18 protein-coding genes are annotated in these 17,823 nt (G+C 56.4%); 14 read left to right on the top strand and 4 right to left on the bottom strand.

Features of this window, described 5'->3' with window-relative positions; translation table 11 throughout:
- Positions 1–38: 38 nt before the first annotated feature.
- On the bottom strand, positions 39–1,565 hold the full coding sequence (gene dnaA, locus JFT81_RS23910; protein ID WP_201229510.1) for a chromosomal replication initiator protein DnaA: 1,527 nt from the start codon (positions 1,563–1,565) through the stop codon (positions 39–41).
- Between the two features lie 567 nt (positions 1,566–2,132).
- On the opposite strand from dnaA, the gene rpmH reads away from it, so the two are divergent.
- The 5 genes from rpmH (at position 2,133) to mnmE (ending at position 6,055) form a co-directional block, all read left to right on the top strand.
- Entirely contained in the window at positions 2,133–2,267 is a 135-nt protein-coding gene (rpmH, locus tag JFT81_RS23905; RefSeq protein WP_003213577.1) for a 50S ribosomal protein L34, read from the top strand.
- Positions 2,268–2,283: 16 nt separating this feature from the next.
- Positions 2,284–2,685, top strand: coding sequence for a ribonuclease P protein component (rnpA, locus tag JFT81_RS23900; protein ID WP_042704971.1), 402 nt, complete (start codon positions 2,284–2,286; stop codon positions 2,683–2,685).
- A complete protein-coding gene (yidD, locus tag JFT81_RS23895; protein WP_010465488.1) occupies positions 2,678–2,923 on the top strand; it encodes a membrane protein insertion efficiency factor YidD in 246 nt (81 codons plus the stop codon). The genes rnpA and yidD overlap by 8 nt, the downstream gene beginning before the upstream one ends.
- A 2-nt stretch (positions 2,924–2,925) precedes the next feature.
- Positions 2,926–4,605, top strand: a complete 1,680-nt coding sequence (gene yidC / locus JFT81_RS23890; protein WP_201229509.1) for a membrane protein insertase YidC — start codon at positions 2,926–2,928, stop codon at positions 4,603–4,605.
- A gap of 79 nt (positions 4,606–4,684) precedes the next feature.
- Complete coding sequence (gene mnmE, locus JFT81_RS23885; protein WP_201229508.1) at positions 4,685–6,055, top strand: tRNA uridine-5-carboxymethylaminomethyl(34) synthesis GTPase MnmE; 1,371 nt, start codon at positions 4,685–4,687, stop codon at positions 6,053–6,055.
- Positions 6,056–6,098: 43 nt separating this feature from the next.
- On the opposite strand, the gene JFT81_RS23880 is transcribed toward mnmE, so the two are convergent.
- The 3 genes from JFT81_RS23880 to JFT81_RS23870 form a co-directional block, all read right to left on the bottom strand.
- On the bottom strand, positions 6,099–8,522 hold the full coding sequence (locus JFT81_RS23880) for a TonB-dependent siderophore receptor (RefSeq protein ID WP_201229507.1): 2,424 nt from the start codon (positions 8,520–8,522) through the stop codon (positions 6,099–6,101).
- A gap of 119 nt (positions 8,523–8,641) precedes the next feature.
- Entirely contained in the window at positions 8,642–9,589 is a 948-nt protein-coding gene (locus tag JFT81_RS23875; RefSeq protein ID WP_201229505.1) for a FecR domain-containing protein, read from the bottom strand.
- A complete protein-coding gene (locus JFT81_RS23870; RefSeq protein WP_201229503.1) occupies positions 9,589–10,095 on the bottom strand; it encodes a sigma-70 family RNA polymerase sigma factor in 507 nt (168 codons plus the stop codon). Before JFT81_RS23870 ends, JFT81_RS23875 begins: the two co-directional genes overlap by 1 nt.
- 570 nt (positions 10,096–10,665) lie before the next feature.
- On the opposite strand from JFT81_RS23870, the gene mnmG reads away from it, so the two are divergent.
- The 9 genes from mnmG to JFT81_RS23825 all read left to right on the top strand — a co-directional run bounded on the left by mnmG (position 10,666) and on the right by JFT81_RS23825 (position 17,815).
- Positions 10,666–12,564 carry a tRNA uridine-5-carboxymethylaminomethyl(34) synthesis enzyme MnmG gene (gene mnmG, locus JFT81_RS23865; RefSeq protein ID WP_053125290.1) on the top strand — a complete coding sequence of 633 codons (1,899 nt, stop codon included), beginning with the start codon at positions 10,666–10,668 and terminating at the stop codon, positions 12,562–12,564.
- Positions 12,561–13,205: a 16S rRNA (guanine(527)-N(7))-methyltransferase RsmG gene (rsmG, locus tag JFT81_RS23860; RefSeq protein WP_007911906.1), complete on the top strand. Its 645-nt coding sequence runs from the start codon at positions 12,561–12,563 to the stop codon at positions 13,203–13,205. Before mnmG ends, rsmG begins: the two co-directional genes overlap by 4 nt.
- Before the next feature lie 18 nt (positions 13,206–13,223).
- Positions 13,224–14,021, top strand: coding sequence for a ParA family protein (locus tag JFT81_RS23855; protein WP_007911909.1), 798 nt, complete (start codon positions 13,224–13,226; stop codon positions 14,019–14,021).
- Positions 14,022–14,030: 9 nt separating this feature from the next.
- A complete protein-coding gene (locus JFT81_RS23850) occupies positions 14,031–14,903 on the top strand; it encodes a ParB/RepB/Spo0J family partition protein (RefSeq protein ID WP_064116543.1) in 873 nt (290 codons plus the stop codon).
- A 148-nt stretch (positions 14,904–15,051) separates the two neighbouring features.
- Entirely contained in the window at positions 15,052–15,459 is a 408-nt protein-coding gene (locus JFT81_RS23845; RefSeq protein ID WP_201229501.1) for a F0F1 ATP synthase subunit I, read from the top strand.
- 16 nt (positions 15,460–15,475) lie between these two features.
- Entirely contained in the window at positions 15,476–16,345 is an 870-nt protein-coding gene (gene atpB, locus JFT81_RS23840) for a F0F1 ATP synthase subunit A (protein ID WP_201229499.1), read from the top strand.
- A gap of 133 nt (positions 16,346–16,478) precedes the next feature.
- Positions 16,479–16,736, top strand: a complete 258-nt coding sequence (gene atpE / locus JFT81_RS23835; protein ID WP_003097235.1) for a F0F1 ATP synthase subunit C — start codon at positions 16,479–16,481, stop codon at positions 16,734–16,736.
- A 59-nt stretch (positions 16,737–16,795) separates the two neighbouring features.
- Positions 16,796–17,266 carry a F0F1 ATP synthase subunit B gene (locus JFT81_RS23830; RefSeq protein ID WP_201229497.1) on the top strand — a complete coding sequence of 157 codons (471 nt, stop codon included), beginning with the start codon at positions 16,796–16,798 and terminating at the stop codon, positions 17,264–17,266.
- Positions 17,267–17,278: 12 nt separating this feature from the next.
- On the top strand, positions 17,279–17,815 hold the full coding sequence (locus JFT81_RS23825; protein ID WP_201146557.1) for a F0F1 ATP synthase subunit delta: 537 nt from the start codon (positions 17,279–17,281) through the stop codon (positions 17,813–17,815).
- The last annotated feature ends 8 nt before the right edge of the window (positions 17,816–17,823 follow it).

Raw genomic sequence — 17,823 nt, 5'->3', positions numbered from 1 at the left:
GTCTAGTCCCTTGCCTTAATAAGCTGCGCTGGTGTTCATCAAGTGGTCAGTGTACGCAGCAGGTTCTTGTAGTCCTCGCGGATGTCCGCGTCGGATTCCTTAAGTTCGTTGATCTTGCGGCAGGCGTGCAGCACGGTCGTGTGGTCGCGGCCGCCAAACACATCGCCGATTTCCGGCAGGCTGTGGTTGGTCAGTTCCTTGGACAACGCCATGGCCACCTGACGCGGACGAGCGACCGAGCGCGAACGGCGCTTGGACAGCAGATCCGAGATCTTGATCTTGTAGTACTCGGCGACAGTGCGCTGAATGTTATCCACAGAGACCAGTTTGTCCTGCAATGCCAACAGGTCTTTCAAGGATTCGCGAATCAGCTCGATGGTGATATCGCGGCCCATGAAGTGCGAGTGGGCGATCACGCGTTTCAGCGCGCCTTCCAGCTCACGGACGTTGGAGCGAATGCGTTGGGCAATGAAGAACGCGGCGTCGTGCGGCAAGTCGACTTTGGCCTGGTCGGCCTTCTTCATCAAGATCGCCACACGGGTTTCCAGTTCCGGCGGCTCGACGGCAACCGTCAGGCCCCAGCCGAAACGGGATTTGAGGCGCTCTTCGAGGCCTTCGATTTCTTTCGGGTAGCGGTCACTGGTGAGAATGACCTGCTGGCCACCTTCAAGCAGGGCGTTGAAGGTGTGGAAAAACTCTTCCTGCGAACGCTCTTTGCGGGCGAAGAACTGAATATCGTCGATGAGCAACGCATCCACCGAGCGGTAGAAACGCTTGAACTCGTTGATCGCGTTCAGTTGCAGCGCCTTGACCATGTCGGCCACGAAGCGCTCGGAATGCAGGTACACGACCTTGGCATTCGGGTTCTTCTTTAATAGGTGGTTACCCACCGCGTGCATCAAGTGGGTTTTACCCAGGCCGACGCCACCATAAAGGAAGAGCGGGTTGTAACCGTGCTTGGGGTTATCCGCCACTTGCCAGGCTGCCGCGCGGGCGAGCTGGTTGGATTTACCTTCGACGAAGTTTTCGAAGGTAAATGTGCGGTTCAGGTAACTGGTGTGCTTGAGCGCGCCTTCGACCTGCACGGTGCGCTGTTCAGCGCGGACCGGGGCCTGTTGCGAGGCGGCACCGGACATCGGGTCGAAACTGTCGCGAGACGGTTCGTCGCTGACTTCCGGGCTTTTCTGCGTCGAGCGCTTGGCCGCCGGTGCTGGCGTATGAGTCGGTGCCGGCGCATTCACAGGCGCGGCATTTGCCTGGGCCTGGGATACCTGCGCGGCAGCCAACGGCGCGTTCGGGGCGGCACGCGGAGCGGAACTGCGTTTGCTGCCTATTAATAAGGAAAGCGCCGGCGCCATGCCGTTGCCATGCTCATCCAGCAGTTCAAGGACGCGGCCCAGATACTTTTCGTTGACCCAGTCCAGCACAAAACGGTTCGGTGCGTAGACGCGCAACTCGTCGCCTTCGGCTTCGACCTGTAGTGGACGGATCCAGGTGTTGAATTGTTGGGCAGGCAGCTCCTCGCGCAAAAGCTCCACGCACTGCTGCCAAAGTTCCACTGACACGGATATCCCCTAAGTTGAAAGCCGGTGAGGCAAAAACAAGCGGCCATTGTAGCGGCGAGCTGTCCACTTATCCACATGCAGGTTGCGCGGTGTTCATGATTTATCAATGCGTTAACCCATAAGAAAGCGACCAACGGTGTGTGCATAAGCTCTGTGGATAACCGCCTCTAAGGGCACTGGACAACTGGGGGTTGAACTCGGTGGATAACCTGCCTGTGGATAACAGGCCATTCCACGCACAGGTTATCCGATAGCGCAGCACAGGCTGAACACGGTTTTCCACTGTAGTTGTCATTCTCTGTACATCACGTCGAACAAGGCCTGATAGCACTTATCCACAGAAGAGGGCGACCCTAGCTTTTATAAGCTTTACAGAAAAGCTTTAAATAATTCCCTTCTTTATTTTTATGTATGGCGAACAGGCTTTCAGCCAAATAGGCCCCTGAGATCTATTTATAAGGAAACGTTGGTTGGAAATTGACCTGAAGGCTTGCTTTCTCTAGAATCCCCGGTCTCTTAAAACGGGGGCCATTCCGGCCCGTTGTGGACGAACCAGGTAACACGACAATGAAACGTACTTTCCAACCAAGCACTATCAAACGCGCTCGTACCCACGGTTTCCGTGCTCGCATGGCTACCAAGAACGGTCGCGCAGTCCTGTCGCGTCGTCGCGCCAAAGGTCGTGCGCGTCTGGCAGTTTGATAATCCGGTACTGGAGGTGAGTCAGGACTTCAGTCGGGAAAAGCGTCTGCTTACCCCCCGGCATTTCAAGGCAGTCTTTGACTCCCCTACCGGCAAGGTTCCGGGGAAAAATCTCCTGCTCCTTGCACGCAACAACGATCTTGATCACCCCCGTCTCGGGCTGGTTATCGGGAAAAAGAGCGTAAAGCTCTCCGTTGAGCGCAATCGCCTCAAGCGTTTGATGCGCGAATCGTTCCGTCTGCACCAGGATTCACTGGTCGGCTGGGATATCGTTATCGTCGCGCGCAAAGGTCTGGGCGATGTAGAAAACCCCGAATTGATTCAGCATTTCGGCAAGCTCTGGAAGCGTCTGGCACGCAGCAAGCCAGTTCCAGAAGTCAAAACCGAAACTGTAGGGGTAGACAGTCCAGATGCGTAAACTGGCCCTCGTTCCGATCCAGTTTTATCGCTATGCCATTAGTCCTTTGATGGCCAGCCACTGTCGTTTCTACCCCAGTTGTTCCTGCTACGCGTATGAAGCCATTGAAAATCATGGCCTTCTACGCGGTGGCTGGCTGACCTTTCGTCGTTTAGGTCGCTGTCATCCGTGGAATCCCGGTGGTTATGACCCGGTTCCACCTATCCCTACCTCCCGTTCTTCTTCGATGGCCGAGTAATCATGGATATCAAACGCACGATCCTGATCGTCGCCCTGGCAATCGTGGCCTACGTTATGGTTCTTAAATGGAACCAGGACTATGGTCAGGCTGCTTTGCCGACTCAGAATGTTGCTTCCAGTACGACTACATCCGGTTTGCCGGACACCGCCACTGGCAATAATGCTGCCGCCAGTGACGATATTCCGCGCGCCGCTAGCGATACCAGCGCACCTGCCGAAACGCCGGTAGCCGCCAGCAAGGATCTGATCCAGATCAAAACCGACGTGCTCGATCTCGCGATCGATCCACAAGGTGGCGATGTTGCTCAACTGACCTTGCCTCTGTATCCACGTCGTCAGGATCGTCCTGATGTTCCGTTCCAGCTGTTCGATAACGGCGGCGAACGTGTTTATCTGGCACAAAGTGGTCTGATCGGCACCAATGGCCCGGATGCAAATCCGGCCGGTCGTCCGGTTTACTCCTCGGAGAAGAAGACTTATCAACTGGCTGACGGTCAGGATCAACTCGTCGTTGACCTGAAATTCAGCAAGGACGGCGTTAATTACATCAAGCGTTTCACCCTGAAACGCGGCCTGTATGACGTAGCCGTTTCCTACATTGTGGATAACCAGAGCGCTCAGCCCTGGAACGGCGCAATGTTTGCCCAGTTGAAGCGTGATAACAGCGCTGATCCTTCGTCGACAACTGCTACTGGCACCGCGACTTACCTGGGCGCCGCCCTGTGGACAAGTTCCGAGCCGTACAAGAAAGTGTCCATGAAGGACATGGACAAGGCACAGCTCAAAGAAACCGTCACCGGTGGTTGGGTAGCCTGGCTGCAACACTACTTCGTGACTGCGTGGATTCCGGCCAAGGGCGAAAACAACGTCGTCCAGACCCGTAAAGACAGCAAAGGCAACTACATCATCGGTTACACCGGTCCTACACTGACCGCTGCTCCGGGTGCCAAAGTTGAAACCGGCGCTGTGCTGTACGCCGGTCCGAAAAGCCAGGCTGTGCTGAAACAGTTGTCCCCAGGTCTGGAACTGACCGTCGACTACGGCATTCTGTGGTTCATTGCCCAGCCAATCTTCTGGCTGCTGCAACACATCCACGCCATTGTCGGTAACTGGGGCTGGTCGATCATCTTCCTGACCATGCTGATCAAGGGTCTTTTCTTCCCTCTGTCGGCTGCCAGCTACAAATCGATGGCGCGTATGCGTGCCGTTGCGCCGAAACTGGCTGCTCTGAAAGAGCAACATGGCGATGACCGGCAGAAAATGTCGCAAGCCATGATGGAGCTGTACAAGAAAGAGAAGATCAATCCGCTGGGCGGCTGCTTGCCGATCCTCGTGCAGATGCCGGTTTTCCTTTCGCTGTACTGGGTTCTGCTGGAAAGCGTGGAAATGCGCCAGGCGCCGTTCATGCTGTGGATCACTGACCTGTCGATCAAGGATCCATTCTTCATTCTGCCGATCATCATGGGCGCAACCATGTTTATCCAGCAGCAGCTGAACCCGACTCCTCCGGATCCGATGCAGGCGAAGGTCATGAAAATGATGCCAATCATCTTCACCTTCTTCTTCCTGTGGTTCCCGGCTGGTCTGGTGCTGTACTGGGTTGTGAACAACTGCCTGTCCATCACCCAACAGTGGTACATCACGCGTAAAATCGAACGAGCTACCAAAGCAGCCGCATGATTTACACTGTGGATAACCACTCAAAACGCCCCCTAGTGGGGCGTTTTGCTATCTGTCACTTTTGTCTGGATTCCGGTTAATGAGCGCACCTCGTGAAACCATCGCAGCTGTCGCCACCGCCCAAGGTCGCGGTGGTGTGGGCATCGTCCGTATTTCCGGGCCGTTGGCCAGTGTTGCAGCGAAAGCCATCAGCGGCCGCGAACTGAAACCGCGTTACGCCCATTACGGGCCATTTTTCAGTGATGATCAGCAAGTACTGGATGAAGGTCTGGCGCTGTATTTCCCCGGGCCGAACTCGTTTACCGGCGAAGACGTACTGGAACTGCAGGGCCACGGAGGCCCGATCGTTCTGGATATGTTGCTCAAACGCTGCCTGCAACTCGGGTGCCGTTTGGCTCGTCCGGGCGAGTTCAGCGAACGCGCGTTCCTCAACGACAAACTCGACCTGGCCCAGGCCGAGGCGATTGCCGATTTGATCGAAGCAAGTTCTGCACAGGCTGCGCGGAATGCCCTGCGTTCGTTGCAAGGCGCGTTCTCGCAACGTGTGCATAACTTGACCGAACAATTGATTGGCCTGCGCATCTACGTCGAAGCCGCCATCGACTTCCCGGAAGAAGAAATCGATTTCCTTGCCGATGGTCACGTGTTGAGCATGCTCGACAAGGTGCGCGATGAGTTATCCACCGTACTGCGTGAGGCCGGGCAGGGTGCTTTGCTGCGTGACGGCATGACCGTGGTGATTGCCGGTCGTCCGAATGCCGGGAAGTCCAGTCTGTTGAACGCGTTGGCCGGCCGTGAAGCCGCCATCGTTACCGAGATTGCCGGTACCACTCGTGACATCCTGCGCGAACATATCCACATCGACGGCATGCCGCTGCACGTTGTCGATACTGCGGGTTTGCGTGACACCGATGATCATGTGGAAAAAATCGGTGTAGAGCGGGCATTGAAAGCCATCGGTGAGGCCGATCGGGTGTTACTGGTCGTCGACGCCACCGCGCCGGAAGCACTCGATCCGTTTGCGCTGTGGCCGGAATTCCTCGAAACCCGACCGGATCCGGCGAAAGTCACCCTGATTCGCAACAAGGCCGATCTGACCGGCGAAGCGATTGCCCTGGAAACCAGTGAAGACGGCCATGTGACGATCAGTCTGAGTGCCAAGTCGGCCGGTGAAGGACTGGACCTGTTGCGCGATCATCTCAAGGCCTGCATGGGTTACGAGCAAACCTCGGAAAGCAGCTTCAGTGCGCGCCGCCGACATCTGGAGGCTTTGCGCCACGCCAGTGCGGCGCTGGAACACGGTCGCGCCCAGCTAACCCTGGCTGGCGCCGGTGAATTGTTGGCTGAGGATTTACGTCAGGCCCAGCACTCTCTGGGTGAAATCACCGGGGCATTCAGTTCGGACGATCTGTTGGGAAGAATCTTTTCCAGCTTCTGCATCGGCAAATGACAAAAGGGGCTGTGGACATTTTATCCACAGCCCCTTTTTCGTCTTACCAGTTGTAGGAAACGGTACCGAGCAAAGTCCGATCTTCACCCCAGTAGCAGCGGCCGGCATCGTTGCATCCCGACACATACTCCTTGTCGAACAGGTTCTTCGCGTTCAGATCAACGTTCCAATGCGTGTCGATCTGATAACCGATGGCCGCATCCACCAAGGTGACGTCGCCGGCATCGAGCTTTCCATATAGAGAAGGCGAGGTGTAGGCGAAGGCACTGTCGAAGTAACGCACGCCACCACCGACGTACAAACCTTTCAGATCGCCATCGAGGAAGCGGTACTTGGCCCAGACCGAGGCCTGATTACGCGGCACCCCAGTCATTTGATGGCCTTTGACCAAGGACGTCGCGGCATCTTTGGTGATCCGCGCGTCGGTGTAGGTGTACGCGGCCGTGACATTGAGGTTCTGCGTCAGGTTGCTGTTGAGCTCCAGTTCGACACCTTTGGAGCGGCTTTCACCCACTTGGCGGTAGCTCGACGTGGTGGCGTCGAAGTAGGTGTCGTCCTTTTTGCGCAGGTCATAGACCGATGCAGTGAACGCTGTATCCCAGCCGATCGGTTCGTACTTGAGGCCCACTTCATACTGGCTGCTGGTGATCGGGTCGAGCGGCGCGCCGGCATTGGAAATCTGCTGCACCGGCACAAACGAGGTGGAATAGCTGACATACGGCGTCATGCCATTGTCGAACTGGTACATCACCCCGCCCTGATAAGTGAACTTCTTGTCCTCGGAACTGATGTCGCTGGACTGAGCCACCTTGTCGCGGAAATCACTGTCGACCCAGTCCTGACGGCCACCGAGCAGGAACAGCCAGTGGTCATACTTGCTCTGGATCTGTGCATAAACGCCTTTCATCTGCTGCTCAAGCAAGGTGTTTTGCACCGCTATCGGCGTCGTCGGCTCGCGCAGGTAAACCGGGTTATACACATCGATCGGTCCGACGATGCCAGCATTCCAGTCCTGATTGAACGAGGTGCGGTCGTAGCTGGCGCCGAACAGCACGGTGTTCTCCAGACCACCCACCTGGAATTTGCCCTCCAGTTGGTTATCCAGCGAGTACACCATCGATTTGTTGAAGCGATCGTAGGCGGTCATGTTCAGGCGTGTGCCGAAGCCTGCGTTGTTGAGATTACCCGGCCAAGTTTCATGTCGGGTGATACGCGACTGCAGGTAGCGCGAGTTCTGGCGGAATTGCCAGTCGTCGTTGAACAAATGGCTGAATTCGTAGCCGGTGCTCCAGGTTTCCCGTTCAAAGGTGTTCCAGTCCGGGTCGCCGAGCATGGTGCCTTTGGATAACTTGCCGTTGGGGTTGCTCAGCAAAGTCCCGGCGGCCGGTAGTCCAAGTTCCATGTTGGTGTGATCCTTCTGGTAGTTGGCCAGTAGGGTCAACGTGTTGTAATCGTCGAAATTCAGGGTCAGCGATGGCGCGATGTAAATGCGGTCGTCCGGAACGTGATCGGTCTGGGTGTCGGATTTGCGCCCGAGCATCACCACACGGCCAAGTACATTGCCACTGTCATTGAGTGGCCCGGACACATCGACGCCGATCTGCCGGCGATTGTTCGACCCATAGCCCAGTTGCACTTCGCCCTGCGGCGCGGCGGTCGGGCGTTTACTCACCAGATTCACCAGCCCGCCCGGAGCGTTTTCCCCATACAGCAGCGAAGACGGGCCGCGGAAAATCTCGACCCGCTCTAGTCCGTAGGGCTCGGTGCTGGTGTCATAGCGGTTGCCTTGTACGCGTAGTCCATCGCGCAACAGACCGTAGCCGTAATCGGTGGCGTTGAAACCGCGAATGTAGAACAGATCCCCGGCCAGACTGTCGCCGGCGGCAAACGGTGGGGCAAAGATCCCCGGAACGTAGCCAAGTACTTCGGTAAGTGTCTGAGATTTCTGATCTTTCATACGCTGGGCGGTGACGACTGACACCGAGCGCGGCGTTTCCGACAGAGGTGTGCTGGTTTTCGTACCGATCCGGCTGTTCTGCGCCTTGTAGCCGACGTCGGCGGCGTAATCCAGGTTCATCGGGTTGGCCATTTGCCCGTTGATATTGGTGGGGGCCAACTCCAGTGAATCGCCGTTGGGCAATGCTTGCAGAACGTAGCTGCCCGATGCCTGCGGTACGGCTTGCAAACCCGAGCCTTGCAACAGTTGGGCGAAACCCTGGTCGACGGTGTAGTTGCCGTTCAGCCCGGCGCTGCGCAAGCGGCTGGTCTGCTGTGGCGAGAACGACAGAATCACATTCGCAGCGGAGGCGAACTGGCTCAAGGCATTGTCCAGTGGGCCGGCAGCAATGGCATAACGCTGGGCTGCCGTCGCGGCGAAAGCGCCAGGGGTCACGACCAGGCAGGCAGCGGCGCTGGTCATCAATAAGCTGTAGGCAATGCAGTGATGAGAGAGAGTGGGAAGACGCATGTGTGAATAAGCCCCGAGGGTGGCAAAGAGCCGCGTTTATCGCGATTACCTGTAGGGCCGGGTCACGACAAAAAAAGATAACCCCGTATTCGATTTATTTTTCCCCAGGTTTTATTGGTTCAGGGGTTATGACTGATCGAAACCCAGTAACGGCTGAAGTAACGGACGTTAATCGGCAGTGACGCCTGGAGATTGGCCAGCACTGCGTCGGTTGAATCGAGGCGCAAGGTACCTGACACACGCAGATCCCGGGCGCGGGAATCGCAATGCAAAACGCCGCGGCGATAACGGCCCAGCTCTTCGATCACCTCGCCCAACCGCGCATCGAGGACGATCAACTGGCCGTTGGTCCACGCCACTTGCGAGGATTTGAAGGGCTGAATGAGCCCGATATGCCGACGATCAAAGTCAGCACCTTCGCCTGCGTTCAGGATGATTGCGCCTGTTGAGAGATCAGCCGGTTGCACGCTGACCCGATCCTGCAACACACCCACGAGGGTAGAGCCGGGTAACTGGTGGACGGAGAAACGGGTACCTAGCGCTTGAATGCGGCCATCGCGGGTTTCGACAAAAAATGGTCGTTGATCACCAAGCTTGCCGGTTTGAATGAGGATCTCACCGGAGCGCAGGCGAATCAGCCGCTGTGCCACGTCGAAAGACACATCAATGGCCGAGTCGGTGTTGAGCTGAATCTGACTGCCATCAGCCAATGTGATGTTGCGCCGCTGGCCGACGCCGGTTTTGTAGTCGGCCCAAACATTCCCAAGGGATGTGTGTTGCTGAACATTCCAGCCAACGAATCCCGTACCTGCCGCGAGCAATAACAGCTTCAAGACCTGGCGTCGTTGCTGGCCGTTATTCAGTGCGCGGCGTTTCAGATCCTGCGGCAGGGTACCGAGGTGGCGCTGCAATTGTTCCATCTGGTTCCATGCCGCCAGATGCGCTGGATCGCTGTCTATCCACAACTGCCAGGCCTTTTGCTCGGCGAGTGTCGGCGGCTCAGCCTGAAACTGCACGTACCAACTGGCGGCGGCTTCGAAAACCTTGCGATTTGGCGTGATGGCCATCAACGCTGCGCCATGATCAAGGCACATTCCGTCAGGGCTCGAATCATGTGCTTCTTCACCGTGGTCAGCGAAACCTTCAATTGCGCGGCGATCTGTTGATAAGTCAGGCCATCGATCTGCGAAAGCATGAAGATCTGTTGAGTGCGCACACCGAGGCCGACCAGTGCTTTATCCACAGCGACCAGCGTTTCGATGATCAACGCTTTGTCTTCCTCGCTGATGGCGGTCGCTTCGGGTCTGGCCGCGAGAGTCTGTAGATACGCGATTTCTATGCCTCGCCTTCTATAACGATCAATCACCAGGCCGCGTGCAATGGTCGTCAGATAATCCCGCGGTTCTCGAATTTGAGCGGCATTGCGCGCTGCCAGAATCCGCACGAAGGTGTCATGCGCTACGTCTGCTGCATCGCAGGCGTCGTTCAATTTCCCTTTGAGCCATCCATAAAGCCACGAATGGTGTTGCTCGTAGATTTGCTCGATCGCAGCAGTGTGGGTGGATAAGGGCATGGGACAAACTGACGAGTTAATGATAATGGCTATTATTAGCCTCTGTTACGTTCTCTCACAATAGCCCGCGCACTTCCCTCTATCGGCTGCTTTGTTATCACCGCCCACTCGCTGGCGGTTTTTTTGCGTCCTGAAAAAGCCGTTTCGTCGATTTTCTGTGGATTAAGCCCTGTGAATAACTGCCACTGAGGTCAGTTGATAACAGGGCTTCAAAACTGGATATAACCCCCTCTGTGGATAACCACCCCTTTCATCCACAGGCTTACAGCGGTTATCCAAGGGCCTCATTGGCACATGGCCACAGGGTTTTGAAACTCTGTACATATTGAATATAAAGGCCTGTAGCAATCTATCCACAGAAATCATGCTCAGTAGAAATAAACATAAAAACAAAGGTTTTATAAATTTCTCTCTTTTTTATTCTTTTAACCTCGAGTTCTCCACAGCTGGTTAAATTTTGTGCAAAGGGTTCTTTAGGAAGGGCGAAGTCCCTATACTTGCCGACCAGGTCCAAAAACCTGATCTCAAACTATTCCTGAATTACCTACTTAAGCAGGCACGAGGTGCGTGGTGGATTTCCCTTCCCGTTTTGAAGTGATCGTCATCGGCGGCGGTCATGCCGGTACCGAGGCAGCACTGGCGTCAGCACGTATGGGGGCAAAAACCCTGTTGCTGACGCATAACGTGGAAACCCTCGGTGCCATGAGTTGCAACCCGGCTATCGGGGGCATTGGCAAAAGCCACCTGGTCAAGGAAATCGATGCCCTCGGCGGCGCGATGGCCATGGCTACCGATAAGGGCGGCATCCAGTTTCGCGTGTTGAACAGCCGCAAAGGCCCAGCCGTACGGGCGACCCGTGCGCAAGCTGACCGTATTTTGTACAAAGCCGCTGTCCGCGAAATCCTGGAAAACCAGCCGAACCTGTGGATATTTCAACAAGCTGCCGATGACCTGATCGTCGAGCAGGAACAAGTCCGTGGTGTTGTCACGCAAATGGGTCTGCGTTTCTTCGCCGATTCCGTGGTGCTGACCACCGGCACGTTCCTCGGTGGACTTATCCACATCGGCTTGCAGAATTTTTCCGGCGGTCGCGCTGGTGATCCGCCGTCGATTGCCCTGGCTCATCGTCTGCGTGAAATGCCACTGCGTGTCGGTCGCCTGAAAACCGGTACACCGCCGCGTATCGACGGCAAGTCTGTGGATTTCTCGGTAATGACCGAGCAACCGGGCGATACGCCGATCCCGGTGATGTCGTTCATGGGCAACAAAGAACAGCATCCACGCCAGGTCAGTTGCTGGATTACCCACACGAACGCCCGCACCCACGAAATCATTGCCGCGAACCTTGATCGTTCGCCGATGTATTCCGCTGCCGGTGAAATCGAAGGCATTGGCCCGCGTTATTGCCCGTCGATCGAAGACAAGATCCACCGCTTTGCCGACAAGGAAAGCCATCAGGTGTTCATCGAACCGGAAGGTTTGACCACCCATGAGCTGTATCCGAACGGGATATCCACAAGCTTGCCGTTCGACGTGCAATTGCAGATCGTGCAATCGATTCGCGGCATGGAAAACGCGCACATCGTGCGTCCGGGTTATGCGATCGAGTACGACTACTTCGATCCGCGCGACCTGAAGTACAGCCTGGAAACCAAAGTCATCGGCGGTCTGTTCTTCGCCGGGCAAATCAACGGCACCACCGGTTACGAAGAAGCTGGCGCCCAGGGTTTGCTCGCTGGCGCCAACGCTGCACTGCGCGCCAAAGGCAAAGAAGCCTGGTGCCCGCGGCGCGATGAAGCGTACATCGGGGTATTGGTCGACGACCTGATCACCCTCGGTACCCAAGAGCCGTACCGCATGTTCACTTCGCGTGCCGAGTACCGCCTGATTCTGCGCGAGGACAACGCCGACCTGCGTCTGACCGAAAAAGGTCGCGAACTCGGTCTGGTCGATGACGCGCGTTGGGCGGCCTTCTGCAAGAAACGCGAAAGCATCGAACTCGAAGAACAGCGCCTGAAAAGCACTTGGGTTCGCCCGAATACGCAGCAGGGCGATGCGATTGCGGAAAAATTCGGCACACCGCTGACTCACGAATACAACTTGCTCAATCTCTTGAGTCGTCCGGAAATCGACTACGCTGGTCTGGTCGAAGTGACCGGCAACGGCGCTGAAGATCCACAGGTCGCCGAGCAGGTCGAAATCAAGACCAAATACGCCGGTTACATCGACCGTCAACAGGACGAAATCGCCCGTCTGCGCGCCAGTGAAGACACGAAACTACCTGTGGATATCGATTACACCAACATTTCCGGTCTCTCCAAGGAGATCCAGAGCAAACTCGGCGCGACTCGACCAGAGACGCTGGGCCAGGCTTCACGGATCCCGGGCGTGACCCCGGCAGCGATTTCGCTGTTGATGATTCATTTGAAAAAACGCGGCGCGGGCCGTCAGTTGGAGCAAAGCGCTTGAGTTCTAAGGTCACTTCGCAACACGCCGAAGAGTTATCCACAGGAGCCCGCGAGCTCGGTGTCAATCTCACTGAAACCCAGCACGAATTGCTGCTGGGTTATCTGGCCCTGTTGATCAAATGGAACCAGGCCTACAACCTCACGGCTGTGCGCGATCCGGACGAAATGGTCTCGCGGCATCTGCTCGATAGTCTGAGCGTGATGTCGTTCATCGAAAACGGCCGCTGGCTCGACGTCGGCAGCGGTGGCGGTATGCCAGGGATTCCGTTGGCGATCCTGTATCCGGACTCGCAAGTGACCTGTCTGGACAGCAACGGCAAGAAAACCCGCTTCCTGACCCAGGTCAAACTCGAACTCAAACTGGATAACCTGCAAGTTATCCACAGCCGCGTCGAAGCGTTTCAGCCTGCACAGCCATTCAACGGGATCATTTCCCGGGCGTTCAGCAGCATGGAAAACTTCACCAACTGGACTCGCCACCTCGGCGATGCCGATACGCGCTGGCTGGCAATGAAGGGCGTTCATCCGGCCGATGAGCTGGTAGCATTGCCGGCAGACTTCAAACTCGATAGCGAACACGCCTTGGCCGTACCCGGTTGCCAAGGCCAACGCCATCTGCTGATACTGCGCCGCACGGCATGATTGGGAACACAAGCAAGAATGGCTAAGGTATTCGCGATAGCGAACCAAAAGGGTGGTGTGGGCAAGACCACCACCTGCATCAACCTCGCAGCATCCCTGGTCGCGACCAAGCGCCGGGTGCTGTTGATCGATCTCGATCCACAGGGCAACGCCACCATGGGTAGCGGTGTGGATAAACACGGTCTGGAAAACTCGGTCTACGACCTGCTGATCGGCGAATGCGATCTGGCTCAGGCCATGCACTACTCCGAGCACGGTGGTTATCAACTGCTGCCGGCCAACCGCGACCTGACCGCCGCCGAAGTGGTTTTGCTGGAAATGCAGATGAAGGAAAGCCGTCTGCGCAGCGCGCTGGCGCCGATCCGCGAAAATTACGATTACATTTTGATCGACTGCCCGCCGTCGCTGTCGATGCTCACGTTGAACGCACTGGTTGCCGCTGACGGGGTGATTATCCCCATGCAGTGCGAATACTTTGCGCTCGAAGGTTTGAGCGACCTTGTGGATAACATCAAGCGCATCGCTGAACTGCTGAACCCGAACCTGAAGGTCGAAGGTCTGTTGCGGACCATGTACGACCCGCGCCTGAGCCTGATGAACGATGTTTCGGCGCAGCTCAAGGAACACTTCGGCGAGCAGCTGTACGACACGGTGATCCCGCGCAACATCCGCCTGGCCGAAGCGCCGAGCTACGGCATGCCGGCACTGGCCTACGACAAGCAATCGCGTGGCGCGCTGGCCTACCTGGCTCTGGCGGGCGAGATGGTTCGCCGTCAGCGCAAAAATTCACGCATCGCCGCCGCTCAGGCAACTTAAGGAATCCCCATGGCCGTCAAGAAACGAGGTCTCGGACGTGGACTGGATGCACTGCTGAGTGGTCCGACCGTCAGCGCGCTGGAAGAACAAGCCGCGCAAGCTGACACCCGTGAATTGCAGCATCTGCCGCTGGATCTGCTCCAGCGCGGCAAATACCAGCCGCGCCGGGACATGGATCCGCAGGCGCTGGAAGAGTTGGCGCTGTCGATCAAGGCACAAGGCGTGATGCAGCCAATCGTGGTTCGCCCGATTGGTGGTGGTCGCTTTGAAATCATCGCCGGTGAACGCCGCTGGCGCGCAAGCCAGCAAGCCGGGCAGGAAACCATCCCGGCAATGGTGCGCGACGTACCGGATGAAACCGCGATCGCCATTGCGCTGATCGAGAACATCCAGCGCGAAGATCTCAATCCGATTGAGGAAGCGGTCGCCCTGCAACGTTTGCAGCAGGAATTCCAGCTGACTCAGCAACAAGTTGCCGAGGCTGTGGGTAAGTCCCGCGTCACCGTGGCCAACCTGTTGCGTCTGATTGCGCTGCCGGAAGTCATCAAGACCATGCTGTCGCATGGCGATCTGGAAATGGGTCATGCCCGTGCTTTGCTGGGTTTGCCGGACAATCAGCAGGTGGAAGGGGCGCGACATGTTGTCGCACGCGGCCTGACCGTGCGCCAAACTGAAGCATTGGTTCGCCAGTGGTTGAGTGGCAAACCGGAGCCTGTGGAAGCGACCAAACCGGACCCGGATATCGCCCGTCTCGAACAGCGTCTGGCCGAGCGCCTAGGCTCTGCGGTGCAGATTCGCCACGGCAAGAAGGGAAAGGGGCAGTTGGTGATCGGTTACAACTCTCTCGATGAGCTTCAAGGTGTGCTCGCGCACATCCGCTGAAACATTTCCTCATGTAGCGCGCAGTCGGAAATCACTACCTGACAGTTGAATAGGGGCAGAACCGCCCCTATACTCTGCGCGCATTTTGTCGGCACAAATTATGCCAAGTTATTGAATTCTGGCAGCCGACCATTGGAGAGCAATAGTGATGGAAACCCGCAAGCCAAACCGCCTGCCGTTCCATCGCCTGGCGGTTTTTCCGGTGTTATTGGCTCAATTTGTCATTTTGTTCATTGCCGCTTTGGCGCTCTGGCAATGGCATGGAGTCGTTGCCGGATACTCGGGACTTTGCGGAGGCCTGATAGCCTTGCTGCCCAATGTTTATTTCGCTCATAAGGCATTTCGGTTTTCCGGCGCCCGAGCAGCCCAGTCCATCGTCCGGTCTTTTTATGCCGGCGAGGCAGGCAAACTGATTTTGACAGCAGTGCTTTTTGCGCTGGTGTTTGCAGGTGTGAAGCCACTGGCGCCGATAGCTGTATTCGGCGTGTTCGTGCTGACTCAGTCGGTCAGCTGGTTCGCTCCCCTGCTGATGAGAACAAGACTTTCGAGACCTTAGGGCGTTTGAGGCAACCATGGCAGAAACAACCGCTTCGGGCTATATCCAGCACCACTTGCAGAACCTGACCTTCGGTCAGCTACCTAACGGCGGCTGGGGCTTTGCCCATACCGCAGCAGAAGCCAAAGAAATGGGCTTCTGGGCTTTCCACGTCGATACTCTCGGCTGGTCGGTCGCGTTGGGTCTGATCTTCGTACTTCTTTTCCGCATGGCGGCAAAGAAAGCGACTTCGGGTCAGCCGGGTGCTTTGCAGAACTTCGTTGAAGTATTGGTCGAATTCGTCGATGGCAGCGTGAAAGACAGCTTCCATGGCCGTAGCCCGGTGATTGCACCGCTGGCACTGACCATCTTCGTCTGGGTGTTCCTGATGAACGCCGTCGACCTGGTACCGGTCGACTGGATTCCTCAACTGGCCATCCTGATCTCCGGCGACCACCACATCCCGTTCCGTGCCGTGTCGACTACCGACCCGAACGCGACGCTGGGTATGGCGCTCTCGGTTTTCGCACTGATCATTTTCTACAGCATCAAGGTCAAGGGCATCGGCGGCTTCATCGGCGAACTGACCCTGCACCCGTTCGGCAGCAAGAACGTCTTCGTTCAAGCCCTGCTGATCCCGGTGAACTTCCTGCTGGAATTCGTGACCCTGATCGCTAAACCGATCTCTCTGGCTCTGCGTCTGTTCGGCAACATGTATGCCGGTGAGCTGGTGTTCATTCTGATCGCTGTGATGTTCGGCAGCGGTCTGCTCTGGCTGAGCGGCCTGGGCGTTGTTCTGCAGTGGGCTTGGGCTGTGTTCCACATCCTGATCATCACCCTGCAGGCGTTCATCTTCATGATGCTGACCATCGTTTACCTGTCGATGGCGCACGAAGAAAACCATTAAGACCAGTCTCGACTAGTCTGATGTCCTTCCCGGTCAAACGGGAAGGGGCTCTTCACAGGGCACCTGAAACGATTTGTTTTACCGCTTTAATCTAAAAAACCTAAACCATACGACGTAAAAGTCGGGAGGAAAGATGGAAACTGTAGTTGGTCTAACCGCTATCGCTGTTGCACTGTTGATCGGCCTGGGCGCACTGGGTACCGCAATTGGTTTCGGCCTGCTGGGCGGCAAGTTCCTGGAAGGCGCAGCGCGTCAGCCAGAAATGGTTCCAATGCTGCAAGTTAAAATGTTCATCGTTGCCGGTCTGCTCGACGCCGTAACCATGATCGGTGTTGGTATCGCTCTGTTCTTCACCTTTGCGAACCCGTTCGTTGGTCAGATCGCTGGCTAATTACCCGGATTCTTCCGAGTAATTTGATGTGATGGACAACGTAACTGCGAGGTGTTGGCGTGAACATTAATGCGACCCTGATTGGCCAGTCCGTTGCGTTCCTGATTTTTGTACTGTTCTGCATGAAGTATGTATGGCCTCCGGTCATCACTGCCCTGCACGAACGTCAAAAGAAGATCGCTGATGGTCTGGACGCTGCCAGCCGAGCAGCTCGCGACCTGGAGTTGGCCCAAGAAAAAGCGGGTCAGCAACTGCGCGAAGCGAAAGCTCAGGCAGCTGAAATCATCGAGCAAGCCAAGAAACGCGGTAACCAGATCGTTGAAGAGGCTGTTGAAAAAGCCCGTATCGACGCTGACCGTGTGAAGGTTCAGGCTCAAGCCGAGATCGAACAGGAACTGAACAGTGTCAAAGACAAGCTGCGCGCCCAAGTGGGCATGCTGGCTGTCGGCGGCGCCGAGAAGATCCTGGGTGCCACAATCGATCAAAACGCGCACGCAGAGCTGGTAAACAAACTGGCTACTGAAATCTAAGCGAGGGCGATCATGGCAGAACTGACCACGTTGGCCCGACCTTACGCTAAGGCGGCCTTCGAGCACGCTCAGGCCCACCAGCAACTGGCCAATTGGTCAGCCATGCTCGGCCTGGCAGCAGCGGTGTCGCAAGACGACACCATGCAGCGCGTGCTCAAGGCCCCGCGACTGACGAGCGCAGAAAAGGCCGCCACGTTTATTGACGTGTGCGGCGACAAGTTTGATGTGAAGGCACAGAACTTCATCAACGTCGTTGCCGAAAACGACCGTCTCCCGCTTCTGCCGGAGATTGCCGCTCTTTTCGACCTGTACAAGGCCGAGCAAGAGAAATCGGTAGACGTTGAAGTGACCAGTGCTTTTGCATTGAACCAAGAACAGCAAGACAAACTCGCCAAGGTTCTCAGTGCACGACTCAACCGGGAAGTGCGCCTGCAAGTCGAGGAAGACAAATCCCTTATTGGGGGCGTTGTCATCCGCGCCGGCGACCTGGTTATCGATGGCTCGATTCGCGGCAAAATCGCGAAACTTGCCGAAGCATTGAAATCTTGAGTTTGAAG

This window comes from Pseudomonas sp. TH43, assembly GCF_016650635.1.
Taxonomy (GTDB): domain Bacteria; phylum Pseudomonadota; class Gammaproteobacteria; order Pseudomonadales; family Pseudomonadaceae; genus Aquipseudomonas.
Note: the sequence above shows the minus strand (reverse complement) of the source record. Positions and strands in the feature narration are given on the sequence as shown.